Annotated in this window: 25 protein-coding genes; 8 read left to right on the top strand and 17 right to left on the bottom strand. The window is 69.0% G+C overall.

Annotated elements, in window-relative coordinates; genetic code table 11:
• The first annotated feature begins 93 nt into the window (after nt 1-93).
• Nucleotides 94-726: an AMIN-like domain-containing (lipo)protein gene (locus tag B9Y70_RS06725; RefSeq protein WP_085549500.1), complete on the top strand. Its 633-nt coding sequence runs from the start codon at nt 94-96 to the stop codon at nt 724-726.
• Here the strand turns inward: B9Y70_RS06725 and B9Y70_RS06720 are convergent.
• Nucleotides 720-2,264 (bottom strand): Y-family DNA polymerase, encoded by a 1,545-nt coding sequence (locus B9Y70_RS06720; RefSeq protein WP_085549499.1) that lies wholly within the window; start codon nt 2,262-2,264, stop codon nt 720-722. The genes B9Y70_RS06725 and B9Y70_RS06720 overlap by 7 nt on opposite strands.
• 1 nt (nt 2,265) lies before the next feature.
• Complete coding sequence (locus tag B9Y70_RS06715) at nt 2,266-2,928, bottom strand: hypothetical protein (protein WP_240309157.1); 663 nt, start codon at nt 2,926-2,928, stop codon at nt 2,266-2,268.
• Nucleotides 2,929-3,015: 87 nt separating this feature from the next.
• Here B9Y70_RS06715 and B9Y70_RS06710 point away from each other — a divergent pair, with 87 nt between their 5' ends.
• Nucleotides 3,016-3,423, top strand: a complete 408-nt coding sequence (locus B9Y70_RS06710) for a hypothetical protein (RefSeq protein WP_085549497.1) — start codon at nt 3,016-3,018, stop codon at nt 3,421-3,423.
• 530 nt (nt 3,424-3,953) lie between these two features.
• Here B9Y70_RS06710 and B9Y70_RS06705 read toward each other — a convergent pair.
• From B9Y70_RS06705 to B9Y70_RS06695, 3 genes are read right to left on the bottom strand one after another with little or no spacing between them, the layout of a single operon-like run.
• On the bottom strand, nt 3,954-4,172 hold the full coding sequence (locus tag B9Y70_RS06705) for a hypothetical protein (protein WP_085549496.1): 219 nt from the start codon (nt 4,170-4,172) through the stop codon (nt 3,954-3,956).
• Nucleotide 4,173: 1 nt separating this feature from the next.
• Nucleotides 4,174-4,824 (bottom strand): response regulator, encoded by a 651-nt coding sequence (locus B9Y70_RS06700; RefSeq protein ID WP_085549495.1) that lies wholly within the window; start codon nt 4,822-4,824, stop codon nt 4,174-4,176.
• Nucleotides 4,825-4,829: 5 nt separating this feature from the next.
• Nucleotides 4,830-6,029, bottom strand: a complete 1,200-nt coding sequence (locus B9Y70_RS06695; RefSeq protein WP_085549494.1) for an ATP-binding protein — start codon at nt 6,027-6,029, stop codon at nt 4,830-4,832.
• A 113-nt stretch (nt 6,030-6,142) separates the two neighbouring features.
• Between B9Y70_RS06695 and B9Y70_RS06690 the strand changes: the two genes are divergently transcribed.
• Together B9Y70_RS06690 and B9Y70_RS06685 are read left to right on the top strand one after the other, a co-directional pair.
• Complete coding sequence (locus B9Y70_RS06690) at nt 6,143-7,234, top strand: PspC domain-containing protein (RefSeq protein WP_085549493.1); 1,092 nt, start codon at nt 6,143-6,145, stop codon at nt 7,232-7,234.
• Between the two features lie 91 nt (nt 7,235-7,325).
• Nucleotides 7,326-8,423 carry a serine hydrolase domain-containing protein gene (locus B9Y70_RS06685; protein ID WP_085549492.1) on the top strand — a complete coding sequence of 366 codons (1,098 nt, stop codon included), beginning with the start codon at nt 7,326-7,328 and terminating at the stop codon, nt 8,421-8,423.
• A gap of 97 nt (nt 8,424-8,520) precedes the next feature.
• Here the strand turns inward: B9Y70_RS06685 and guaA are convergent, their stop codons facing one another.
• Together guaA and B9Y70_RS12775 are read right to left on the bottom strand one after the other, a co-directional pair.
• Nucleotides 8,521-10,083 (bottom strand): glutamine-hydrolyzing GMP synthase, encoded by a 1,563-nt coding sequence (gene guaA / locus B9Y70_RS06680; protein ID WP_143337555.1) that lies wholly within the window; start codon nt 10,081-10,083, stop codon nt 8,521-8,523.
• Between the two features lie 45 nt (nt 10,084-10,128).
• The gene (locus B9Y70_RS12775) at nt 10,129-10,281 is read right to left on the bottom strand and encodes a hypothetical protein (protein WP_159449791.1); all 153 of its coding nucleotides are present in this window, start codon (nt 10,279-10,281) and stop codon (nt 10,129-10,131) included.
• Between the two features lie 102 nt (nt 10,282-10,383).
• Between B9Y70_RS12775 and B9Y70_RS12770 the strand changes: the two genes are divergently transcribed.
• Nucleotides 10,384-10,554 (top strand): hypothetical protein, encoded by a 171-nt coding sequence (locus B9Y70_RS12770; protein WP_159449790.1) that lies wholly within the window; start codon nt 10,384-10,386, stop codon nt 10,552-10,554.
• Between the two features lie 16 nt (nt 10,555-10,570).
• Here the strand turns inward: B9Y70_RS12770 and B9Y70_RS06675 are convergent, their stop codons facing one another.
• Nucleotides 10,571-11,461: a PAS domain-containing protein gene (locus B9Y70_RS06675; RefSeq protein WP_143337554.1), complete on the bottom strand. Its 891-nt coding sequence runs from the start codon at nt 11,459-11,461 to the stop codon at nt 10,571-10,573.
• A gap of 167 nt (nt 11,462-11,628) precedes the next feature.
• Between B9Y70_RS06675 and B9Y70_RS06670 the strand changes: the two genes are divergently transcribed.
• Nucleotides 11,629-12,477 (top strand): EamA family transporter, encoded by an 849-nt coding sequence (locus B9Y70_RS06670; protein ID WP_085549489.1) that lies wholly within the window; start codon nt 11,629-11,631, stop codon nt 12,475-12,477.
• Between the two features lie 171 nt (nt 12,478-12,648).
• Here B9Y70_RS06670 and B9Y70_RS06665 read toward each other — a convergent pair whose 3' ends face one another.
• Together B9Y70_RS06665 and guaB are read right to left on the bottom strand one after the other, a co-directional pair.
• On the bottom strand, nt 12,649-13,800 hold the full coding sequence (locus tag B9Y70_RS06665) for a GuaB3 family IMP dehydrogenase-related protein (protein WP_085549488.1): 1,152 nt from the start codon (nt 13,798-13,800) through the stop codon (nt 12,649-12,651).
• A gap of 100 nt (nt 13,801-13,900) precedes the next feature.
• Nucleotides 13,901-15,421 (bottom strand): IMP dehydrogenase, encoded by a 1,521-nt coding sequence (gene guaB / locus B9Y70_RS06660; RefSeq protein ID WP_085549487.1) that lies wholly within the window; start codon nt 15,419-15,421, stop codon nt 13,901-13,903.
• A 121-nt stretch (nt 15,422-15,542) separates the two neighbouring features.
• Between guaB and B9Y70_RS06655 the strand changes: the two genes are divergently transcribed.
• The gene (locus B9Y70_RS06655; RefSeq protein ID WP_085549637.1) at nt 15,543-15,914 is read left to right on the top strand and encodes a DUF5319 domain-containing protein; all 372 of its coding nucleotides are present in this window, start codon (nt 15,543-15,545) and stop codon (nt 15,912-15,914) included.
• A 302-nt stretch (nt 15,915-16,216) separates the two neighbouring features.
• On the opposite strand, the gene B9Y70_RS06650 is transcribed toward B9Y70_RS06655, so the two are convergent.
• The 3 genes from B9Y70_RS06650 to B9Y70_RS06640 all read right to left on the bottom strand — a co-directional run bounded on the left by B9Y70_RS06650 (nt 16,217) and on the right by B9Y70_RS06640 (nt 18,516).
• The gene (locus B9Y70_RS06650) at nt 16,217-16,894 is read right to left on the bottom strand and encodes a hypothetical protein (RefSeq protein WP_085549486.1); all 678 of its coding nucleotides are present in this window, start codon (nt 16,892-16,894) and stop codon (nt 16,217-16,219) included.
• 189 nt (nt 16,895-17,083) lie between these two features.
• Entirely contained in the window at nt 17,084-17,923 is an 840-nt protein-coding gene (locus B9Y70_RS06645; RefSeq protein WP_205410420.1) for a hypothetical protein, read from the bottom strand.
• A complete protein-coding gene (locus tag B9Y70_RS06640) occupies nt 17,923-18,516 on the bottom strand; it encodes a sigma-70 family RNA polymerase sigma factor (protein ID WP_085549485.1) in 594 nt (197 codons plus the stop codon). Before B9Y70_RS06640 ends, B9Y70_RS06645 begins: the two co-directional genes overlap by 1 nt.
• Nucleotides 18,517-18,836: 320 nt before the next feature.
• On the opposite strand from B9Y70_RS06640, the gene B9Y70_RS06635 reads away from it, so the two are divergent.
• Complete coding sequence (locus tag B9Y70_RS06635) at nt 18,837-19,154, top strand: WhiB family transcriptional regulator (RefSeq protein WP_085549484.1); 318 nt, start codon at nt 18,837-18,839, stop codon at nt 19,152-19,154.
• 75 nt (nt 19,155-19,229) lie between these two features.
• On the opposite strand, the gene groL is transcribed toward B9Y70_RS06635, so the two are convergent.
• From groL to tsaD, 4 genes are all read right to left on the bottom strand, one after another.
• Complete coding sequence (groL, locus tag B9Y70_RS06630; protein WP_085549483.1) at nt 19,230-20,843, bottom strand: chaperonin GroEL; 1,614 nt, start codon at nt 20,841-20,843, stop codon at nt 19,230-19,232.
• A gap of 19 nt (nt 20,844-20,862) precedes the next feature.
• Nucleotides 20,863-21,162 carry a co-chaperone GroES gene (gene groES / locus B9Y70_RS06625; RefSeq protein ID WP_085549482.1) on the bottom strand — a complete coding sequence of 100 codons (300 nt, stop codon included), beginning with the start codon at nt 21,160-21,162 and terminating at the stop codon, nt 20,863-20,865.
• Nucleotides 21,163-21,313: 151 nt separating this feature from the next.
• On the bottom strand, nt 21,314-21,745 hold the full coding sequence (locus B9Y70_RS06620) for a hypothetical protein (protein WP_085549481.1): 432 nt from the start codon (nt 21,743-21,745) through the stop codon (nt 21,314-21,316).
• Nucleotides 21,746-21,965: 220 nt separating this feature from the next.
• Nucleotides 21,966-23,003, bottom strand: coding sequence for a tRNA (adenosine(37)-N6)-threonylcarbamoyltransferase complex transferase subunit TsaD (gene tsaD / locus B9Y70_RS06615; protein ID WP_085549480.1), 1,038 nt, complete (start codon nt 23,001-23,003; stop codon nt 21,966-21,968).
• Nucleotides 23,004-23,007 lie beyond the last annotated feature (4 nt).

Genomic DNA, 23,007 nt, shown 5'->3' with positions numbered 1-23,007 from the left:
CTTAGGGTTGCTTTACAACGAGATGATTACGATCCCCGGCGGAGACGCTTCCTGAGTTCATCATCGCCACCCCCTGTGGTTACGGTGTGTCATATGAATGAATCCCCGGGGCCGCTTCGCAAGACCTCACCACGCCGCACCTCCCTCGCCGCCATCCTGGCCGCGGGGTCTTTGGGGTTGGCGGCCTGCGGGACCGGGGTCGGGCAGGAGAACCGCACCGCTGACGGGGAGCGTTCCCTGGTGGAGACCCTCACCGCCGCCACCCTCGGCGGCTCGGACACCACGTCCATCGGCACCGCGGACGTGGCGCAGAAGACCGCCCGCCCGGACGCCCCGGCGATGCTCATGGTGGAGTCCGTCCGCGTGGCCGCCCACGACGGTTTCGACCGTGTCGTCTTCGACCTCGTCGGTGACGGTGCCCCGGGCTGGTTCGTCGACTACACCACCGCCCCGACGCAGCAGGGTTCCGGCAACCCGGTGGAGGTGCAGGGGTCGGTGGCACTCAACGTCAACATCGACGGCACGACCTACCCCTTCGAGCTGGGCCGCCAGGATCCGCACATGGGCACCGTCGCCGGGGAGGGCAACGTCACGGAGGTCGTCTCGGTGGGCACGTTCGAGGGGCGTTCGCAGTTCGTCATCGGCATGAAGGAGAAGCTGCCGTACTCGGTGGAGGTCCTCCACGATCCGCACCGTCTGGTCATCGACGTCCGCCACCGTCAGTAGCCGGCCTCGATCCGCCACCCACCCCCGCTCAGCCACAGCAGCAGCCAGGCGCGGGGGTGTCGTTCATTCTCGGCCTGGCCGACGACCTGCAGGCGGGCCACGCGTTGCGCGTCGGGCCCCCACCAGCCGGTGTCCACGGGCCAGGGCCCGGCCCATGCCGCCACCCGGTAGCGGTGCCGCCCCCAGCCGAGCGCGTGGGGTGTGTCGCTGAGCAGTGCCTCCGCGGTGACCACCACGTCCTGCGCCCGGGCGTTGAGCATCCGGACCCTCGTTGCCGGGTGCGTCAGGCGGGCCGGCAGGGGGCCGGGAATCCTTCCCGGCCAGCTCCCCTGCTTATCGACGCCCCGTTCCTCCCCGTACGGCACGAAGTCGATCCGCTCCGCCACTCCCCGCCCGCCGACGAGCCGCGGGGTGAGCACCTTGTCGATGCCCAGCGTCGACTGCACCCGGTTGGCGGCGCGGCGCACGGCGGTGGTGTCGTTCCGCTCCCCCCACAGCGCACCGACGACGTCCGGCGGGGCGGACTCCAAGGGCTCGAGGATCAGGGTGGCGATGGCACCCGCCCCTCCGGAGGTGAGCCAGCCGTCGAGCTGCCAGCGCACCCGGTCCGCGGTGGCGGACTCGGTGAGCGGTTCGCGGGTGCGCCAGATGCGTTCCAGGCGGGTACCGTCGGCCAGCTCCGCGAGCACGCGCAGCCGCAGGCAGGTGAGCCCGGCGGTGCGCAGCCGTTCGTGGAGGATGTTCGCCAGCTGGCGGGCGGCGAAGGCGGCGGCGTCGACCCGGTCGATGGGGTCCTCCGGGGTGACCGCCACCGACAGGTCCGTGGCAGGCAGGTCGGGGGCGACACGGCGGTCGGCGGCGGCGCGGGCGATGCGGTGGCAGCGCTCCCCCGCCGCCCCGAAACGGGTGGTCACCGCAGTGGCGGGCAGAGCTGCAAGCTCCCCAAGAGTACGGATGCCGAGGTCACCGAGCGAATCAACCAGGGACTGCTCACAGTGGAGCGAGGCCTCGGCGGCGAGCAAAGTGACGGGCTGGACGTCGAGGAAGGGGCGCGACCCTCCCTCCGGGACGACCTGCCCCGCCCCGACGCGGGCGGCAATGAGCGCCGTGGCGATCTCATCGGCCACCCCGACCTGGGCGTCGATGCCGCGGCGGGCGGCGGCGTCGATGAGCATCTCGACGGCGCGGTCCTCCGAACCGTGGAAACGGCCCGCGGCCCCGGCGTCGACGACCACCAGGCCGGGGCGCAGCACCTCGATGGAGGAGGCGACGTCGTCGAGGCCGGCAGCGATGGACTCGAACATCCGCCCATCGCGGTCGAGGTCCTCGTCGAGGACGACCAGGCCGGGGCACACGGCCTGCGCCTGGCGCACCCGCATGTCACGGCGCACCCCGGCGTGGCGGGCGGCGGCCGAGCACACGCGGATGCGGTGCTGGCGGGCGATGGCGAGGGTGGCGGGCAGCTCGTCCGTGTCCTGGTCGTCGATCCGCGCCGCCTGCACCGGCCAGTCCGGGAACCACAGGGCAGCGACGCGCACGTCACACCACCCTCAGTTCGGCCCGCCTGCCCACCGTCACGGTCGTCGAGGCCGGCGCCTGCCCCTTCGCCTCCACGCGCACGGCGATGTCGACGCCCCGGATACGGCCCGAACCTTGGCCGATGCCGCGGAAGGTGGTCACCTCGGCGTCGATCCGCGCGTGCGGGGAGGGCACGCTCGCGCCGACCATCACCAGCGCCGCCGAACCGCCCCGCAATTTGCCGAGCAGCGGGCGGGCGCGCACCGGGGAGAGTTCCAGCGGGGCCTGCCAGCGGGCCACCACCAGGTCGAGCCCCTCGACGAGCACCCCGATGATCCCGAGCGGATCCACACCCGGATCGGGCACCGCGATGACGTTGTTCAGGTTCCCGTTATCGACCACACCGGCGAGCGAGAGCTCCGGCCACCCGACGATGCCGACATGTCCGCCCCCTGCGGTAGCCTGGGCGATGAGTTCGACGACGAGCGCCGGACAGTCCGCCACCTGGGTGACCACCCGGCGCGCCAGACCCCCACCGGGCAGGACGCGGGCCAGGTCAGAGGGGGTGGCGATGACCTCAGGCCCATCGACGACAGGCTGCTCGACGGCCCCGCCGAGTGCGTCCATCCGGGAACGCAGGAGCTCGACCTGCTCGGCCCGGCTGAGGCCCGCGAGGTCGTCCACCTCCCGCAGTTTCCGAACACCCGTTTGATTCACGGGTCCAGTATGCTCCCCGGGAACCGCGTCCGTCAACTGGTAGCGTTGACCTCCATGTACTCCGATATCCGCGCCCGTCAGACCCCGATTCCGACCCCGCTGCCCGTCCGCGTGGGTACGTCACTGCTCATCGCCGTCGGTGTGGCGGTGCTGTCGACGGGGTTGGCTCGCGGTATCCAGGTCGGCGTCATGGTCGCGGCCATCGCCGCCGGCCTGCTGCTCATGTTCAGCCACCCCTACCGGCGCGAGATCAAGGAGTTCCTCGAGCGCCACAACGCCGTGCACAAGCCGCAGATCGGCCAGCTGCTGCCCCTGTTCCTCGTGTGGCTGGCGCTCATGATCGTGCCCGTGTTCGCACCCATGCCCGTGTGGGGCACGGTGCTTGTCGGCGCGGCGGTGTTCGGGTGGATTTACCTGGTGTTCCCGCACATCGACGGCACCCGGGCGCTGGCGTACGCCTAGCAGAGACTCCCGACACACACCCTCATACATCCAAAGTGCAAGGAGATAATTCGGAGACATCGTGACATACTCACCCACGCTCGTTTACCTGGAGGAAAAAGACACTTCATTCGAGTGCTGCGTGGGACTGATAGTCGATCCGAGTTCCATCGCACACCTTCTCCAGCACCCGGGCCTCACGGATCACTACCTGGTACAGGAAGACCTCACAATAGAAGGACTCGGAGGAGCTACACGTCGGCGATCACGTCCACCTCGTATTCATCACTTCACATCCGGTACCCGGAGAAATTGCGTTTACTTTTCCCGGCCAGAACCTGCTCACCGCCACTGTGAGCGAGGCGTCGGCCCGTTCAGCACTGATTGAACACCGGAAATCCTTGGGGAGTGACCTCATCCATTTATGGACTCTGCCTGTCGGCTGGATGAGCCCCGAACTGGACGAGTTCCTGAAAAACCACACGCCCCCAGGCATCTAGCATCCCCTGGATGGGAGTCCGCCCAGCTCTCACGGTGGTGACCGCCACCCCCTACAACTGGTCCTCCACCTCGCGCGCCCGGCGCCCCATCGCATTGAGCTTGCGGTTCGCCCAGTTGTAGAAGGCGTGCATGAGGGCGAAGATCGCGGCCACCACGAAGAACGCCGGCAGCCACCAGTTCCAGGAGAGGTCGGCCTGCCAGGCGAGGATCGCGGTGAACACGGCCGCGGCCAGCAGCACTCGGCCAAAGGAGAAATCGTAGGTCTTCATATCAGTCGAGGTCCCGCGAGTGCGCCCAGCGGGTGAGCGCGTGGCGGTTGGACTGCTGGGTCTTGCGGAGGATGTTGGAGGCGTGGGTCTCCACCGTCTTGACGGAGATGAACAGCTCCTGCCCGATCTCCCGGTAGGTGTAACCGCGGGCCAGCAGGCGCAGGACCTCCAGCTCACGGCGGGTGAGCGCGTCCACCACCGGGTCCTCGATCTTCTGCGGCTCCTCCGGCTCGTCCTCGACGATCTCCCCACCCGCGAAGGCGTCGAGCACGAAGCCGGCCAGGCGCGGGGAGAAGTAGGCGTCACCGGAGTGGACGCGGGTGATGGCCTCGGCCAGCTCGGTGCCGGAGATGTTCTTGGTCACGTAACCGCGGGCACCGGCGCGGATGAGGGAGATGACGTCCTCGGCGGCATCCGACACACTCAGCGCCAGGAACACGGGATCCGAGGAGACGCCGCGGAGGACGGCGAGGCCGCCGCCGTCGGGCATGTGGACGTCGAGAAGCACGACGTCGGGGCGCGCGGCGTCGATACCCGCGATCGCCTCGGCGACGGTCCCGGCGTCGCCGACGATGTCCACCTGGCCGGACAGTTCGGCGCGGACACCGGAGCGGAAGACGGAATGATCGTCGACGAGGAACACCTTCACCATGCGGTTCAGGATACCGGCAGTCGGTAGCTCACGGTGACCTCGGTGCCCTCCCCCAGTGTGGAGCGGATACGTGCCGTGCCGCCGATCCGCTCCATGCGGCCCTCGATGGAATCGCGGATACCGTGACGGTCCTCCGGGATATCGGCCGGATCGAACCCCGCCCCGCGGTCGCGCACGAAGATGGACAGCTCGCCGGCGAGGATCTCCGCGTAGACATCGAGCTTCTCGACGCCCGCGTGCTTCGCCGCATTCACCATCGCCTCCCGCGCCGCCAGGACGACGGCCTGCGTCTCCTCACTGAGATCGAGGTCCTCGCCGACGGTGACGGGGGCGATACGGATGCCGAAGAGATCCTCCACCTCGCCGCACGCGGTCTCGACGGCGGCGAAGACGGTCTGGTGGATCTTCTCCTCGGCGTCGAAAAGCCACTGCCGCAGCTCACGCTCCTGCCCGCGGGCGAGGCGGGAGACCTCGGCGGGGTCGTCGGAACGCTTCTGTATCAGCGCCAGCGTCTGCAGCACCGAGTCGTGCAGGCGCGAGGCGATCTCCGCCCGCTCCTCGCTCGCCGCCTTCGCCGCGCGCTCCTCCGCCAGGGAATCCCACAGGCGGATGATGAGCGGCACACCGAGCGCCGCCACACCCGCCAGGGTGAGCACCACCGCGATGAGCGCCGCCGCGAAGCCACCGGAGCTGTCGGCGAAGAAGATGGTCACCACCACGCCCGCCAGCACCAGCGCCGCGCCGCCGATGATGCTGACGTAACTGCGCCCCGACTCCAGGCCCCGGTCGTAGGCCTGCCAGGCGAGCACCGCACCGATACCGGCGACGAGCAGCGGCACGAGCACCGCCCCCGGGACACCGGAGACCAGCGTCACCGACATGAAGAAGCCCAGGCCGCCAACCACCGCCAGCAGCAGGTACACCGGGCGCGAGAGCTGATGCGTACGCTCCGGCAGCACCACCTCGTCGGAGGCCTTGGAGAACATCCACAGTCCCGCGTACGCCATGACGCCCAGACCGGAGAGAAAGGAGGCGACGATGAACGCCAGCCGGACGTAGAACACGTCCACCCCCAGATGCACGGCCAGACCACCGGCCACACCCGAGATGACGCGGCCCGAACGGGGGCGGCGGTACGTCGGGTAGGGGCCGGTGGCGGCGCGGGCGGGATCCGTCCCGTACGGGACCGGGGTGGCGTTGCTCATGCCCCTGATCCTGTCAGACGCACACCCCGGACACATCGGGGCAGACCCTGAAAACTTGAAATCAGGGTGGATCCCGATACCGTTTCCCCACCACAACAACCCACAATGAAGTCATGACCACCACGCAGACCTTCGCCGACACCGTCTCCCGCATGTGGGCCACCCGCCCGCCCCGCATCCCCGCCGAGCAGGGCGGCAACGCCAAGATCGCCGGTGTCTGTGAGGGCATCGGCGCGCGCTACCAGATCGACCCGACCATCGTCCGCGTCCTCTTCGTCGTCTCCCTGTTCACCTTCGGTGGTGGCCTGGCCGCCTACCTGCTGGCCTGGATGTGCATGCCCCGCTACGGCATGACCACCGCACCGATCACGGCGATCTCCCGCCGGAAGGAGACACTGAGCCCACCGGAATCGCGGGAACGCACCGCCGGCTGGTGGCTGCTCATCTTCTTCATCCTCACCTTCGGCTCCTTCGGCACGGAGGGGGCCCTGTTCTCCTCCGGCCTGCTGGCCGTGGGGCTTCTTCTGGGCACCTGGTGGCTGCTCCACCAGCGCACCCCGCAGCCGCCGGCCGGCCTGTTGGCCGAGCGGGAGGAACCGGCACCCACCATGTCCGCCCCCGTCGACCTGAGCGGCTACTACCCGGCCGAGGGCACCGCCTTCCCGCCGGGGCGTGAGACCCCGCCGTCCTGGGATCCGCTGGGCACCGCCCCCTTCGCCTGGGATCTGCCCGAGCCCGGCCTCCCCCCGCAGCCGGTCCGCCGGAAGCCGCGGATCTGGCCCTGGGTGGCCCTCGGCCTGGTCGGTGCCCTCAGTGCCGCCACCATCGCCGTCGGCGTGTTCGGCACCTACCTGTACCAGAACGACGAGATCGGCCGGGACCTCACCTTCACCCCCGCCGCCGAGGCGGAGCTGCAGGACCACTACCAGGGCGAGATCGGTTCCCTCGAGGTGGATCTGCGCCAACTGCCCCCGCTCGATGACTCCCACACCGTCCGCGTCGAAGGTGGACTCGGCCCCGTCAACGTCCACCTGCCCTCCGCCATCCCCGTGACGCTCACCTGCGAGGAGGGCCTCGGCGAGATGGACTGCGCGGAGGGTACCTACAACGACCGCTCCCCCGGCGGCACGCTCACGCTCCAGGTCGAGGGCGGCATCGGTCCCGTCAAGGTCACGGTGCCGCGTGACCTTCCCGCCCAGGACTGACCATGTTCTCCCGCCTGCTGGCCCCGGCCCTGATCGCAGCCGCGGTGGGCGGTGGCACCCTCGATGCCCCGCCCCCGCCACGCCCACCGAGATGGCCGTCGTGTCCTCCGCGGGCATCCTGCGTACCGACGCCGCGCACACCGACCCGGGCCGCCTCTACCAGTTCGGTTCCGTGTCCAAGACCATCACCGCCGCAGCCGTGGAGGCCGGCGATCTCCCACTCACCACCCCGGTCGCCGAGGTGCTCCCCGCCCTGCGGGACACCGAACTCGCGCACCGCGGCACCACCCTCGCGGACCTGCTCGAGCACACCTCCGGGCTGCCGCACGACATCACCCTCACCGACGGCGACGGGGTGGAGCTCAGCGACGTCGCCGACCAACCTCTGGGTGAGCGCGGCTACCGCTACTCCAGCCTCAACTACGTGCTCCTGCAGGCCGTGCTGGAGGAGACCGGGCCGGACTTCGCCACCGTCGCCCCCGGCGTGGTCACCGACGGCGACGTCCCCGCCGGCTCCGTCCCCTTCCTCTCCTGGCGGATGCCGCTGCCCGCGCGTCACGACCCCACCGGCCTCGGCTACGGCTACCTCGCCGGCGACATCACCACCCTCGCCGACTTCGCTGCCCGGCAGCTCGCCGAGCCCTCCGCCGCGTGGCGCCAGGAGTCAATGCTTATCGACGCCCGCGCAGGCACCGAGGTCACCACCTACCGCCACAACGGCGCGGTGCCCGGCTACTTCGCCCACGTCACCCTCGTTCCCGAGCTCGACCGCGCGGTGGTGCTGCTCACCACCTACTACGGCGAGACCGAGGCGCAGCGCCTGGGTGCATGGGCCGACAACATCGTCCGCGCGGAACTCGGCGGGCAGGTCGAACCGCTGCCCGCCCCCTCCCGACTGTCACTGTGGCTCATGATGGCGTGCCTCCTCCCCGTCCTCGCCCTGGCTCTGCGACCCCGCCGCTGGGTGGCGGTGTTCGCGGTGCTCATCGCCGTGGTCTCCCTGGCCACCCCGTACGTCCTCGGATACCCGCTGCACATCCTGTGGCCCTGGGCCCCGGACATCGCCGCCGCGGTGGTGCTGTGGTCGGCGCTGTGGTTGCTCGCGGCGGGGATCATCGGATTCCGATGGCGATATCGTCACCCGGGCCCCGGCCCGCACACTACGTTAGGCCCACCCTCCCGAACATGAACCCTCCAGGGTGGGTGACGACATCGTCACGCGGGCGTCGATAAGCAAAAACAGCGCCCCCCGACAACGGTGTCAGAGGGGGCTGCCGCGGGGAGGACTACTCCCACTCGATGGTTCCCGGCGGCTTGGAGGTCACGTCGAGGACGACGCGGTTGACGTCCTTGACCTCGTTGGTGATGCGGGTGGAGATGCGCTCGAGCACCTCGTAGGGGATGCGGGACCAGTCGGCGGTCATCGCGTCCTCGGAGGAGACGGGCCGCAGGACGATGGGGTGGCCGTAGGTGCGGCCGTCGCCCTGGACACCGACGGAGCGGACATCCGCGAGCAGCACCACCGGGCACTGCCAGATCTGGTCGTCCAGGCCGGCGGCGGTCAGCTCGTTGCGGGCGATGAGGTCAGCGGCGCGGAGGATCTCCAGGCGCTCCTCGGTGACCTCACCGATGATGCGGATGCCCAGGCCCGGACCCGGGAACGGCTGCCGATTGACGATCTCCTCCGGCAGGCCCAGCTCGCGGCCCACGGCGCGGACCTCGTCCTTGAACAGCAGGCGCAGCGGCTCGACGAGCTCGAACTCGACATCATCCGGCAGGCCACCGACGTTGTGGTGGCTCTTGATGTTGGCGGTACCGGAACCGCCACCGGACTCGACGACGTCCGGGTACAGGGTGCCCTGCACCAGGTAGTCGACCTGCTCGCCCTCCAGCACACCGGCGACGGCGCGCTCGAAGGAACGGATGAACTCGGCACCGATGGCCTTGCGCTTGGCCTCCGGCTCGCTGACGCCGGCCAGCTTGTCCAGGAACGCCCGCCGCTCGTCGACGGTCACCAGACGGGCGCCGGTCGCGGCGACGAAGTCGTTCTCCACCTGCTCGCGCTCACCCGAGCGCAGCAGACCGTGGTCGACGAAGACACAGGTGAGGCGGTCGCCGATGGCGCGCTGCACGAGGGCGGCGGCCACGGCGGAGTCGACGCCACCGGACAGGCCGCAGATGGCGTGGCCCTCCGGGCCGATCTGCTCGGAGACAGCCTCGATGAGCTGCTCGGCGATGTTCGCCGGGGTCCAGGAACGCTCCAGGCCCGCGATCTGGGTGAGGAAGCGGGTGAGCACCTGCTGGCCGTGCGGGGAGTGCAGGACCTCCGGGTGGTACTGCACGCCGGCGAACTTCTTCTCCACGTTCTCGAACGCCGCCACCGGCGCGCCCTCCGAGGACGCGGTGACGGTGAAGCCCTCCGGGGCCTGCGTCACGGAGTCACCGTGGCTCATCCACACCTTGTGCTGGGCGGCGAGCTGATCGTGCAGCACGCCACCGTCTCCGATGACGTCGAGGTCGGTGCGGCCGTACTCGCGGGCACCGGTCTCGGCGACGGTGCCACCGAGCGCGGCGGTCATCGCCTGGAAGCCGTAGCAGATGCCGAACACCGGGACACCCAGCTCGAGGACCTGTGGATCCAGCTTCGGGGCATCGTCGGCGTAGACGGAGGACGGGCCACCGGAGAGGACCAGCGCGGCCGGGTTCTTGGCCTTGATCTCCTCGACGGTGGCGGTGTGCGGGACAACCTCGGAGTAGATGCGGGCCTCACGGACGCGACGGGCAATCAGCTGCGCGTACTGGGCGCCGAAGTCCACGACGAGGACGGGGCGGGGGGTTGCGGAAGTCACGCGTCTGATCCTACTACGCGGCCCGCACCAACCCCCGTCGGCCGTTCAGTCCCCGTCCACCGCCTCCGCGAGGTGCCCCACGGCGATCCGCAGCTGGTCGAAACCGAGGTCACGCTGCCCGCCGAGCGCCTCCCCCAGGACGCGCAGCTCCTGCATCGCGGCGTCCGAACGGCCGATCGATTCGCGCGCCTGCGCCACCAGTGTGTCCGTGCCCTCCGCCAGCTCCGCGGCGCGGGTGTCGTCGAGCCAGCCGCCGATCGTGAGGCGGGGGTCTCCAGCAGGTTGAGCACGGAGCCGTCCTTGAGTTCCACCCGGCGCGACACCCGCTGCCGCTCGGCGACGAGGGGGCTCATCGTCGCCAGCCCCTCCTTGAGGGCCGCGACCAGCGTGCGTATCGACTGGCTGCGGTCCGCCTCCCCGGCGGCGAACTGCGAGGTCATGAGGGCGTGGAGGCGGGCCAGGGCGACGTAGAAGCGGGCCTGTTCACTCAGCGGCGGCAGCAGGCGAGCAGTTCCTGCAGGGCCGCGATGTACTCGGCGACGATGTCACGCATGTTGGCCCACACCTGCAGCGGAGCGAACAGCAGCGTCGCGGCCGGCCCCTCGATGCGGAGGTTGTCCATCTCCCCGGCGACGCGGCTGGTGGTCTCGGTCTCCTCGTCGAGGCGGGCGCTCACCGCCTGCAGGGCCGTCACGGTGGCGGTCATCGCCTCCTGCTCCGCCATGAAGTCGTCGAGGGCGCGGTAGACGGCCACCACGGCCGCCGACATCGCGTTACGACGCCCCAGCTCGTCGATGTCGATCCCCGAGCGACGTTCCAGTTCCGCCACCTCCCCGGGCAGCAGGTCGTACATGAGGTCGCGGTACCCGGCGATCCCCTCCTTCTCCAGCTCCTCCTGCAGACGGCGGGAGCCCACATCCGCCGCGTCCCGCCGATTCACCCCGTCATTGTTGATCACCCACTGCTCCACGTCGTTCATCTCGAAGTAGAGGCGGGAGGCCAGGGCGAAGGTATCGGTGGTGGGGGCGGTGCGGACAGAGAGGAAGCCGCCGTCGGGAAGCGGGGTGACGGTGGCGAGGACGTCATAGCCCGCCCCGTCCTTCGCCCGGTTGCGCACGTAACCGACGAAGGGCTCCCCGGCGTGGAGGGTGTCCCAAATGACCCGGAACACCCCGCCCGGCATGTCGGGGTGCCGGATGACATTGTGCGCAGCGCCGTTGAGTTCCTCCGCCGGGAAGCGGGAGAGGCGGACGAACACGTCGTTGAAGTCGGTCACCACTCCCCGGTGGTCGGTCGTGGAGAAGAACAGGTCATCGACCCCCACCTCCTGCACGTGGTGTTCGGCAGCGAAGCGGGACATCTGATGGTGGATGGTCATCGTGGCAATGGTCTTTCGTGGGGCGTCACGGTGACGAACCGGTTGAGCGTATCGCCGAAAGATGGGCCGGAGGCAAAAGTATCGTATTCACTTCCCGCGAAGTGACGCATCTAACTCCCCGCTTCTCGACGCCCCCGTATTCCCTGCTCAGCTATGGTGATGTCACCATGTCGAATCGTGTCTCCCCCGGCGCCGTCGGCCTCGTCCTCGCCTCCTGCGCCTCCCTCCAGCTCGGTGGCGCGGTGGCCACCCACGTCTTCCCCCACGCCGGCCCGTGGGGCGTGACGACGATCCGCCTCCTCGTCGCCGGTCTCCTGCTCTTCGCCATCGCCCGACCCGCGGTACGGGACTGGTCGCGGACGCAGTGGGTGGCCGTGGGGTTGTTCGCCGTGACGTTGGCCGGGATGAACGGCTTCTACTACGCCGCCATCGCCCTCATCCCCCTGGCCCCGGCGGTGACCATCGAGTTCATCGGACCCCTGCTGCTGGCGGCATTGCTCTCACGCGGCGCGCGGGAATTCCTCTGGGTCGGGCTGGCGGCCGGTGGCCTGGCCCTGCTCGGCTGGGATTCCTGGACCGGGGAATCCCTCGACCCGTGGGGCGTGACCTGGGCGTTGGTCGCCGGCGCCTTCTGGATGGGCTACATCCTCGCTTCTCGACGCGTCGGTGAACTCGTCCCCGGCCAGGGCGGGCTCGCCGTGGCGTTCCTGCTCGCGGCAGCCATGGTGGTGCCGTTCGGGGCGGGTGGGGTGGCGACGATTCTGGATTCGCCCGGATTGCTCGGCCTGGCGGTGCTCACCGCCGTGCTGGCCTCCCTCATCCCCTATTCCTTCGAACTGGTGGCGCTGCGGTCCCTGCCGCCGGCGGTGTTCGGTGTGCTGCTGGCGCTGGAGCCCGTGTTCGCCGCGCTCATCGGGTGGGTCGTGCTGGGGCAGACGGCGTCGGTCGCCCTGCTGGTGGCGGTGGCGATGGTGGTCGCGGCGTCGATGGGCACGACGCTCACGGCGCGACGGTGAGGGTTGGTATCACCTCGGTGTTCCCACGCCGATTTTTCCGGGGGCCGACGTTTCCGCAGGTCGCGGAAAAGGTCCCGCCCATATCCACGTGGGAACCCCGGGTCAGCACCGACCCCCGGGCATGAGAAAGCCCGGCCTCCACCGCGGGGACCGGGCTGCCACCGGAGAAAACTAGCGCTTGACCGCCAGACCCACCTTCTGGAAGGACTTCAGGTCGGTGTAACCGCACTTGGCCATCGCACGGCGCAGGCCGCCGACGATGTTCTGGTTGCCGAAGGCCTCGGTGGACGGCCCGTGGAGGATCTTCTCCAGGCTCGGGGCCTCGACGCCCTCGAAGAAGAAGTCCTGCGGGGCCTCGACCAGGCCGCGCGGGAAACGCGGGTGGCCGGCCACGGCGGGCCAGAAGCTGCCCTTTCCGGCGGCCTCCGCGGCGGGTGCCAGGGTGGTGCCGAGCATGACGGCGTCGGCGCCGCAGGCGATGGCCTTGGCGACGTCACCGGAGGTCTCGATCTCGCCGTCGGCGATGATGTGGACGTAGCGGCCACCGGTCTCGTCGAGGTACTCGCGGCGCGCGGCACTGACGTCGGCGATGGCGGTGGCCATGGGGACCTCGATGCCCAGGGCGAACTCATTGGTGTTGGTGCCGCCGCCGACGATGATGCCGGCCGCACCGGTGCGCATGAGGTGCATGGCGGTGGTGTAGTCGGCGACACCGCCGGCGATGACGGGCACCTCGAGCGAGCCGATGAACTCCTTGAGGTTGAGCGGCTCACCGCCGGTGGCGACGTGCTCGGCGGAGATCATGGTGCCCTGGATGACGAGGATCTCCGCCCCCGCCTTGATCACCATCGGGGCCAGCTCGCGGGCCCGCTGCGGGGAGACGCGCACCGCGACGGTGGCGCCCGAGGCGCGGACCTCGGCGATGCGGTCGGCGAGCAGGTCTTCGTCGATAGGCGCGGCGTGCAGTTCCTGCAGCAGGGCGATGGCCTGCGCGCTGGCGCCGTCGATGTTGTCGTCGGAGGTCACGGCTTCCACGACGCGGGCGACGGCGGCGTCGAGATCCGCCTGGCGGCCCCACAGGCCCTCCGCGTTGATGACACCCAGGCCACCCTGCTTGTCCATCTCGATGACGAAGTCCGGGCTGGCCAGAGCATCGGTGGGGTGCGACATGACGGGGATGCCGAAGGTGTAGGCGTCGATGTGCCAGGTGGTGTCGACGTCGCTGGAGGAGCGGGTGCGTCGCGACGGGACGATGGAGATGTCCGACAGGCTGTAGGTGCGGCGGGCCTCCCGGCCCACGCCGATCTCGACGTAGTCACGCATGGATGCGGTCCTTTCTGGTTAACCGGATCAACTCTACCGCACACGGAGCAGGCCGGGGCCCCTGGAGCGGGGTCCCCGGCCTGGCGGCGGAAGAGGCGGACTAGTGGTAGTTCGGTGCCTCGACGGTCTGCTGGATGTGGTGCGGGTGGGACTCCTTGAGACCCGCGGTGGAGATCTGCACGAACTGCTTGGACCACAGGTCGGCGATGGTGGCGGAACCTGTGTAGCCCATGGAGGCGCGCAGGCCGCCGACGAGCTGGTGGGTGATGGCGTCGATGGAGCCACGGAACGGCACGCGACCCTCGATGCCCTCCGGCACGAGCTTGTCCTCGCTCCTGACGTCGGCCTGGAAGTAGCGGTCCTTGGAGAAGGAACGCTTCTCACCGGACAGGCCGCGGCCCTGCATGGCGCCCATGGAGCCCATGCCGCGGTAGCGCTTGTACTGCTTGCCACCCACGACGACGACGTCGCCCGGGGACTCGGTGGTGCCGGCCAGCATGGAGCCGAGCATGACGGAGGAGGCGCCAGCGGCCAGGGCCTTGGCGATGTCGCCGGAGTACTGCATGCCACCGTCGGCGATGATCGGGACACCCGCGGCGTGGGCCGGGACGGCGGCCTCCATGATGGCGGTGATCTGCGGGGCGCCGACGCCGGCGACGACGCGGGTGGTGCAGATGGAGCCCGGGCCGATGCCGACCTTGATGGCGTCGGCGCCGGCGTCGATCATGGCCTGCGCGGCGGAGCGGGTGGCCAGGTTGCCCCCGACGACGTCGACGCGGTCACCGAAGTCCTTCTTCACGCGGGAGACCATCTCGAGCACACGGTTATTGTGGGCGTGGGCGGAGTCGACGACGAGGACGTCGACGCCGGCGTCGACAAGCTTGCCGGCGCGGTCCCAGGACTCGTCGCCGGTGCCGATACCGGCGGCGACGAGCAGGCGACCCTGCGAGTCCTTGGAGGCGTTGGGGTGCTGCTCCGTCTTCACGAAATCCTTGACGGTGATGAGGCCGGCCAGCTTGCCCTGCTTATCGACGATCGGGAGCTTCTCCACCTTGTTGGCGGACAGCAGCTCGAGCGCCTGCTCCTTGGTGACACCCTCCGGGGCGACGACCAGCGGCATCGGGGTCATGACCTCGGCGACACGGCGGTTGATGTCCGGCTCGAAGCGCATGTCGCGGTTGGTGCAGATACCGACGAGAGTGCCGTCCTCGTCGACGACCGGCAGGCCGGAGATACGGAAGCGGGCGCACAGGGCGTCCACCTCACCGATGGTCATGTCCGGGCTGGCGGTGACCGGGTCGGTGACCATGCCGGACTCGGAACGCTTGACGATCTCCACCTGCTCCGCCTGCTCCTCCGCGGAGAGGTTACGGTGCAGCACACCGAGGCCACCCTGACGGGCCATGGCAATGGCCATCCGTGCCTCGGTGACGGTGTCCATGGCGGCGGAGATGACCGGGACGCCCAGACGGATGTTGCGGGTGAACTGGGTGGAGGTGTCCACCTCGCTGGGGATGATGTTGGACTCCGCCGGCAGCAGGAGGACATCATCGAAGGTCAGGCCCAGCAGGGCGATCTTGTTCGGGTTGTCTCCGCCGGTGGACACACGCTGATCGGTCATGGAAATGGGGCTCCTTCGCACTGTGTGGCTTCCGCAATGACTTCACCTTAGTGCCTTTTCATCCCGGACTGGTAGCGGCAGGGAATTGCCCATTGAGCTGGTCCACAATAGTGTGGCGGGTGTGAACTACGACTCGCAGATGCCGCTCGACCCGTTCGCGAACGACCCGAACGACCCGGCGTCCTTCCTGGACCCCGACGAGCCCGCTCCGCCGCTGTCCGACGAGGAGCGACTGCACATCACCCAGGACCTGGCCCTCGTGGCCCGTTTCCGCGAGGAGCTCACGCCGCACGGCATCCTCGGCATCTTCTTCCTCTGCGAGGACTGCGATGACCTGCACTACTACGACTGGGACATCATGGCCGCGAACATGGCCGCCAGCCTCCGCAACGAGCTGGCCCCCGTCCACGAGCCCTCCATGGAGCCCGACGTCAACGCATACGTGCCGTGGGAGTACGCCGTCGGATTCCTCGACGGACTCAACGCGCGCTAGGAGGAAACAGGAAAGGACCGCCGGGAGATGTCCCGGCGGTCCTTCTGTGCGTTTATCGGCCTGGGGTGAGTCCCTTACCGCGAGGAATTCGCGGGCGGGGAGGCGTCACGCCGTGCTCGTACCGTGCCTCTGCCGCCTCCACGGGCGAGAGGTTCCCGGCCAGCTGCACTATCACCCTGACTGAGGACTTATTACCAAGGCCGTTTCGCGGCAGACGGTGAGGGTATAAGTGCACGACCCGGGCCGAGGAATGAGGGCTCCCCTCGGCCGCAGTCTGCCCTAGAAAGAGCGACGACGCAGGATCAGCAGAACACCCGCGGCCACGGCCACCAGACCGATGGCGAGCGCTCCGAGAACGCCAGACCCGCGAGCGCGGACAGCCCCAGGAAGGCTCCGCCGACGACGGAGGAACCCTCCTCCTTCTCCTCCTCGGTGTCATCCTCGGTGTCATCGTCATGGCAGTCGCCGGGCAGGTTGATGCAGTCGCCCGGCTCGGGGACGACGGGGATCTGGCAGTCCTCGACCGGCACCTGACCCTGCTCCTGCTCTTGCTGGCTCTGCTCCTGCTCCTGCTGGACCGGGGTCTGACAACCCGGGACCTGCCCCTGATCGCCGGGGGTCTGGTTCTGGTCGCCGGGGCGCGGGACACCCTGCTGCTCATCGGCATCATCACCGGGCTGTGCACCGGTGAGGCAGGAGGCGTCGACCGTGTAGTAACCGGACCAGCCGGCCACCGGGGTGAGCTTGTCGATAAGCAGTGCGGAGTCGTCGTAGCAGGCACCGCCGGAGGCGAGCGAGGTACCGTGCCGCACGAACACGTACTGGCCGTGCATGTCGGCCAACCCGTCGCGCACGGTCACGGAGGTGTAGTCGCCTGCCCGCCCGTCGTGGGTGTGGGGCTGGGCTGCCGCTCCCGGGACGAGGACGGCGGAGGCGGTGAGGACGGTGCCGGCGATGATCCCGGCAAAGCGCTTATTCAACGTATGTCTTCCTTCAATGAGACAGCACTGCCCCCCGTAACACTGTGGAAGACTTCACAGCTAAATGAAATCGATTTCCGAGAACGTCCGCAGTGTCGAATTTCCGCCCATCTCAGCGATTTCCCGGCTCACAGGAAAGGGCCACCGGGGGTTACCCCCGGTGGCCCTTTCTACGCTTACCGACGCCCGCTACTCCTGGATCTGCGGCGGATCCAGGGTAGGGATCGGGTCGACCGGATAGGGGTCGAACGGATCGGGGTCGACGGGCAGCGGCACCGGCTCCGTCGGGGTGGGCAGCGGGTTGGGGCGCACCGGCGGCGGGCCCTCGGTGACGGTGACCGTGGCGGTGGCCGTCTCGGTCTGGGTCTCCACGTGGTGGGAGGTCTCGGTCACGGTCTCGGTGACCGCCTCCGCCGACGGCTGATGGGTCGTCGGGGTGCCGGGGCGGGTGACCGTCGTGGTGGCGGTGGTGCCCGGGGCGCGCGGAGTCTCCTGGGTGTCGTTCTGGGAGTCCTTGAGGTTGGCCACGACGCGGCGGGCCTCCTCGAGCAGCTCCCGGGTGCCGTCCATGTCGCCCTCGGCGGCGCGGGAGTCGATCTCCTCCAGCGTGCCGGCGAGTTCGACGACGGCCGCACGGTCGCTGAACAGGGAGCTCGACAGGCCCCACAGCGGGGAATCGGGGGTGGCGTTGTAGAGCAGGGAACCGGAGCCGGCGATCACCAGCGTTGCGGCGGCGGCACCGAGCAGGCCGGAGACGAAGGGGCGGCCGGAACGGGCGGCGCGCCTGTTCCGTCGAGAAGCGAGGGAGATGACCGCGGGCTCTTCGTCGGCACCCTCGATGAGGGGTGCCGGGGGCATCTGCCGCTCCACGTCATCGCGCAGTTCGAGGAAAAGGGCGGCGAGTTCATCCTCCCCACCGGAGGGGTCCACACCCTCGGAGAGCGCGGTGAGAAAGGCGTCATCATCGACCAGCGGTCCCAGCTCGGTCGTGATGTCACCTTCGTTGGCATCGCGGTGCCTACGCTTCATCACCGTGCTCCTTCACTATTGGTGACCTGGGCGTCATCCTGAGTGCCCAGGGTCTTGCGCAGCGTGGCCAGCGCCCGGTGCTGTGCAACGCGCACGGCACCCGGGGTGCTTCCCACAACCGCGGCGGTCTCTTCCGCCGACAGTCCGACGAAAACGCGCAGAATCACGATGTCGCGCGCCTTCTCACTTAATGAATCGAGCAGAGCCCTCACTCTGTTACTTCCGTCCGCGGTGAGGGCGTAGTCCTCGGGGGTATCCCGTTCGGTGAGCGTATCGGGAACCTCGTCGGTCGGCAGCGAATGATCGCGCGCCATCGCGCGGTGCGCATCCGCCACCTTGTTGAAGGCGATGCCGTAGACGAACGCCATGAAGGGACGTCCCTTGTCGACGTAGTTGCCTATCGACGTCGCCACCGCCAGGCAGATCTCCTGGGCGATGTCCTCCGGGGTCGGCGTCCGCCCCCCACCGACGCGGGCGCGCGCGTAGCGCAGCACCATCGGGTGGACGATCGCCATGATGCGTTGGAGGGCCCGGCGGTCACCGTCGACGGCCAGCGGCACCAGGTCTGCCAGCTCTGCCTCGGTTTCACTCACGTCGCTCTCCTCCGGATCACCCGCGTCCGATCTGGTTTCCGCGGGCGGAATCAGAATACCCCCTTTCGGGAAGAAACTGAGTTTCAATTGCCGCCCAATGTGACCTATGACTACTGCACCAAAAGTTCATTAAGGGTTCACCTTGAGCATTTATGCAGCTCACAGCGCTACACCAACGCACATACAGGCCCGGGCAACCACAGGGCCACGATCCGGACACCATTTGTTCACCACCGCGGACCACACTCCACAGGTGCGTCGGACGACACCCGTCCACCCCGCATCATTCTTGACCTTCTTGACCTGAGGAGAACAGAACAATGTCACAGCCCCACCTGCTGCCCGGACCGAACGCCGATTTCTGGGACTGGCAGCTCCACGGCGCCTGCCGCGGAGAGGAGTCGGACGTGTTCTACCACCCGGACGGCGAGCGTGGTCGCGCCCGCGCCCAGCGTGAGAACCGCGCCAAGGCCATCTGCCACACCTGCCCCGTCATCGCCGCCTGCCGCGAGCACGCCCTCAAGGTCGCCGAGCCCTACGGCATCTGGGGCGGGCTCTCCGAGTCCGAGCGCATGGCCGTGCTGCGCAACCGCAGCGAGCGCCAGAAGGTGCGCGTGGCCGTCGCCACCCGCGGCTGACCCCGACACAGGAACCCGAGAACACGACAAAGCCCGGCCGGAGCAGAACTCCGACCGGGCTTCGCTGCGTGTCAGCTAGTGGTGGTGGCCGTGGCCGGCGGCACCGGCCACCTCCTCACGCTTGTTGACGACGGATGCCTCGGTGGTGAGCACCATACGGGCCACGGACGCGGCGTTGACCACTGCGGAGTGGGTCACCTTGACCGGGTCGATGATGCCCTGCTCGATGAGGTTGCCGTACTCGAGGGTGGCGGCGTTGAAGCCCTCACCGTTCGGGCGCTCGGCGGTGTGCGCGACGACGACGGCGCCGTCGAGGCCGGCGTTCTCGGCGATCCAGAAGCACGGCTTTGCCAGGGCGCGGGCCACCGACAGGATGCCGGTCTTCTGCTCGCCCTCGAACTCCTCGGCCCAGGCCTTGAGCTCCTCGGCGATCTGCACGAGTGCGGAACCGCCGCCGGCGATGACGCCCTCCTGCACGGCCGCGCGGGCCGCGTTGATGGCGTCCTCGACGCGCAGCTTGCGCTCGTTGACCTCGGTCTCGGTGGGGGCACCGACGCGGATGACGGCGACGCCACCGGACAGCTTGGCCAGTCGCTCCTCCGCCTTCTCGCGGTCCCAGGAGGAGTCGGTGGTGGCGATCTCGCGGCGGATCTGCTCGCGGCGGGTCTCCACCTCCTCCGGGGTGCCGGCACCGTCGACGATGACGGTATCGTCCTTGGTCACGGTGATGCGGCGGGCGGAACCGAAGACGGTCGGGGTGGCCTCGTTGAGGTTGACGCCGACCTCCGGGTCGATGACGGTCGCGGCGGTGACCACGGCCAGGTCATCCATGAAGGCCTTGCGACGCTCGCCGAAGTACGGGGCCTTGACGGCGACGACGCGCAGGGTCTTGCGGATGGAGTTGACCACGAGGGTCTGCAGCGGCTCGCCCTCGATGTCCTCGGCGATGATGAGCACCGGCTGGCCGGACTCGACCACCATCTCCAGGACCGGCAGGAAGTCCGGCAGGGAGGAGATCTTGTTGCGGACGAGGAGCACCAGGGCGTCGTCGAGCACGGCCTGCTGCGTGTCCACATCGGTGATGAAGTAGGGCGAGAGGAAGCCCTTGTCGAAGGAGATGCCCTCGGTGACGTCCAGGGTGGACTCGATGGACTGGGACTCCTCGACGGTGAGGACACCGTCCTTGCCCACCTTGTCCATGGCGCCGGCGACCATCTCGCCGACGACCTCGTCGCGGGACGAGACGGTGGCGACGTTGGCGATCTCCGCGGAGGAGGACACCTCGGTGGCGCGTGCCTTGAGCAGCTCGACGGTCTTGTCGGCGGCGGCGGCGATGCCCTTGTTGAGCTCGACCGGGTTGGCACCGGCGGCGACGTTGCGCAGGCCCTCGGCGATGAGCGCCTGGGCGAGCAGGGTCGCGGTGGTGGTGCCGTCACCGGCGGCGTCGTTGGTCTGGATGGCGACCGACTTGACCAGCTGGGCGCCGAGATCCTCGAAGGGGTCCTCGACGTCGATGTCACGCGCGATGGTGACACCGTCGTTGGTGACCAGCGGGCCACCGAAGGCCTTGTCGAGCACGACGTTGCGGCCCCGCGGGCCGAGGGTGACCTTGACGGCGTCGGCGAGGGTGTTCACGCCGCGCTGGATGCCCTCGCGGGCCTCCTGGTCGAATGCGATGAGCTTAGCCATGTGGCTGTACTACCCCGCTTTACTTCTCGACGATGGCGAGCAGGTCACGAGCGGACAGCAGCAGGTACTCCTGGCCGTTGTACTTCAGCTCGGTGCCGCCGTAGCGGGAGAAGATGACGGTGTCACCCTCCTTGACGTCGACCGCGACGCGCTCGCCCTTCTCATCGGTGCGGCCCGGGCCCACGGCGATGACGGTGGCCTCCTGCGGCTTCTCCTTGGCGGAGTCCGGGATGACCAGGCCGGAAGCGGTGGTGGTCTCGGCCTCGACGATCTGAACCAGGACCTTGTCCTCGAGCGGCTTGATGTTGACGTTTGCCACGATATTCCTCCGTGAAAGTGAGTTGATCTTCTATGTGCCGGTTGTGGTGCCAGCACAGCCGTCGTCGCGGGTGAACAACTGTGGGTCAAACAACCTGACTGGCACTCTACCCTTGCGAGTGCCAGCACTCAACATTCACGGCTGCCAGACGCTAGTCAACCTTGAACTCACCCATGTTGAGGACCGCCGCGCGCCACAGCGCGAACTCCTCCGGCTGGTCCTGCTGGTAGTTACGCACGGCGCGGATACCGTCCTTGACGCGGCGGATGTCGTCGAGGCCGATGTCCTCGCCCTCGGCGCCGACGAAGATGACCGTGCCGCAGATGGCGGCGGTCGGGTCGGAGAAGAAGGAGGCGTCACCGGTGGCGGCGGCGTTGCGGCCGAGGGAGGCGACCGGGTTCGGCTCCGCGCCGTAGCCCTTGGCCTCCGGGTTGAACAGGGCCGCGTAGTCGGTGCCGTCCTCCTGGAACGCCACGGCGACACGGTCCTGGCTGAGGCCGCCGAGGAACTGGGCGGCGGAGTCCAGTTCGAACTTGACGGTCTTGTGGGTGAGGTCGGGGCGAACCAGGAATCCGGTGATCATGGGTGTGTCCTCTTCTCGGGGAATCTGCAGACATGTCGCGTTCACCGTAACCCCGCAGGCCCCGGCCCGCAGCGCGAGCGGAACCGGGTCAGCCGGAGGCATATCCGGGTAGGCATATCCCGGTAGGCATATCACCCCATGGATACCTCGAGTGGCCGGGTCGCCCGACGGGCCGGCCACTCGGGATATACCTGCCGAGCTATGCCTGCCGGGATATGCCTCAGGAGGCGACGAGCGGGATCTCCACCTCGAGCGACGGGTCGGTGCCCACGCTCAGCTCACTGGCGTCCGACCCCTCGTGGATGAGCTGGGCCGCAAGCGCGGCGATCATGACCCCGTTGTCGGTGCACAGCGAGAACCGCGGCACCCGCAGTTCGACACCGGCGGCCGCACAGCGCTGACCCGCCAGTTCCCGCAGGCGTGAGTTGGCGGCCACTCCCCCGCCGAGCAGCAGGACCTGCGCCCCCACGTCCTGACAGGCGCGCACGGCCTTGAAGGTGAGGACGTCACAGACGGCCTCCTGGAAGGAAGCGCACACATCCTCGACGGAGATGACCCGGCCCTCCCGCTCGGCGGCCTCGATGTAGCGGGCGACGGCGGTCTTGAGCCCGGAGAAGGAGAAGTCGTGGCGGGAGTCGGACTTCTTCATCAGTCCGCGCGGGAAGGGGATGGCGTCGCGGTCGCCGCGCTGCGCCAGGCGGTCGATGACGGGTCCGCCCGGATACCCCAGTCCGAGGAGGCGGGCGACCTTGTCGTAGGCCTCACCGGCGGCGTCGTCGAGCGTGGAGCCGAGCTCGCGCATCGGCCGCCCCACGGCGTCGACCTCGAGTAACTGGGTGTGACCGCCGGAGACCAGCAGTGCGACGGAGTGCGGCAGCGGCTCGCCCTCGAGGTTGGCCACGGCCACGTGCCCGCCGAGGTGGTTGACGCCGTAGAAGGGGACGTCCCAGGCGGCGGCGTAAGCCTTGGCTGCGGAGGCCCCGACGAGCAGGGCACCGGCCAGGCCGGGGCCGACGGTCGCGGCCACGGCGTCCGGCTTCTCGACTCCCGCCTCCGCCAGCGCCGCCCGCATCACCGGGCCCATCTGCTCGAGGTGGGCCCGGGAGGCGATCTCAGGCACCACGCCGCCGAAGCGCGCGTGTTCCGCCATCGACGACGCGACGGTGTCGGCGAGGATGGTCACGGTGCCGTCGTCGGCAAGCTCCACGATGCCGACGCCGGTCTCATCACAGCTGGTCTCCACACCCAGGACAATCATGGTC

Origin of the sequence: Corynebacterium pollutisoli (genome assembly GCF_900177745.1) — a bacterium.
Classification (GTDB): Bacteria; Actinomycetota; Actinomycetes; order Mycobacteriales; family Mycobacteriaceae; genus Corynebacterium; species Corynebacterium pollutisoli.
Note: the sequence above shows the minus strand (reverse complement) of the source record. Positions and strands in the feature narration are given on the sequence as shown.

What these genes read in the sequence shown, in the direction of transcription:
- B9Y70_RS06690 (WP_085549493.1), top strand. Translation starts at nt 6,143, where the DNA reads ATGACCACCACGCAGACCTTCGCCGACACCGTCTCCCGCATGTGGGCC.
- groL (WP_085549483.1), bottom strand. Translation starts at nt 20,843, where the DNA reads ATGGCTAAGCTCATCGCATTCGACCAGGAGGCCCGCGAGGGCATCCAG.
- guaB (WP_085549487.1), bottom strand. Translation starts at nt 15,421, where the DNA reads ATGACCGATCAGCGTGTGTCCACCGGCGGAGACAACCCGAACAAGATC.
- B9Y70_RS06700 (WP_085549495.1), bottom strand. Translation starts at nt 4,824, where the DNA reads ATGGTGAAGGTGTTCCTCGTCGACGATCATTCCGTCTTCCGCTCCGGT.
- B9Y70_RS06725 (WP_085549500.1), top strand. Translation starts at nt 94, where the DNA reads ATGAATGAATCCCCGGGGCCGCTTCGCAAGACCTCACCACGCCGCACC.
- B9Y70_RS06710 (WP_085549497.1), top strand. Translation starts at nt 3,016, where the DNA reads ATGTACTCCGATATCCGCGCCCGTCAGACCCCGATTCCGACCCCGCTG.
- B9Y70_RS06665 (WP_085549488.1), bottom strand. Translation starts at nt 13,800, where the DNA reads ATGCGTGACTACGTCGAGATCGGCGTGGGCCGGGAGGCCCGCCGCACC.
- B9Y70_RS06635 (WP_085549484.1), top strand. Translation starts at nt 18,837, where the DNA reads ATGTCACAGCCCCACCTGCTGCCCGGACCGAACGCCGATTTCTGGGAC.
- B9Y70_RS06705 (WP_085549496.1), bottom strand. Translation starts at nt 4,172, where the DNA reads ATGAAGACCTACGATTTCTCCTTTGGCCGAGTGCTGCTGGCCGCGGCC.
- tsaD (WP_085549480.1), bottom strand. Translation starts at nt 23,003, where the DNA reads ATGATTGTCCTGGGTGTGGAGACCAGCTGTGATGAGACCGGCGTCGGC.
- B9Y70_RS06675 (WP_143337554.1), bottom strand. Translation starts at nt 11,461, where the DNA reads ATGACCATCCACCATCAGATGTCCCGCTTCGCTGCCGAACACCACGTG.
- B9Y70_RS06695 (WP_085549494.1), bottom strand. Translation starts at nt 6,029, where the DNA reads ATGAGCAACGCCACCCCGGTCCCGTACGGGACGGATCCCGCCCGCGCC.
- B9Y70_RS06685 (WP_085549492.1), top strand. Translation starts at nt 7,326, where the DNA reads ATGGCCGTCGTGTCCTCCGCGGGCATCCTGCGTACCGACGCCGCGCAC.
- B9Y70_RS06645 (WP_205410420.1), bottom strand. Translation starts at nt 17,923, where the DNA reads ATGAAGCGTAGGCACCGCGATGCCAACGAAGGTGACATCACGACCGAG.
- B9Y70_RS06670 (WP_085549489.1), top strand. Translation starts at nt 11,629, where the DNA reads ATGTCGAATCGTGTCTCCCCCGGCGCCGTCGGCCTCGTCCTCGCCTCC.
- B9Y70_RS06620 (WP_085549481.1), bottom strand. Translation starts at nt 21,745, where the DNA reads ATGATCACCGGATTCCTGGTTCGCCCCGACCTCACCCACAAGACCGTC.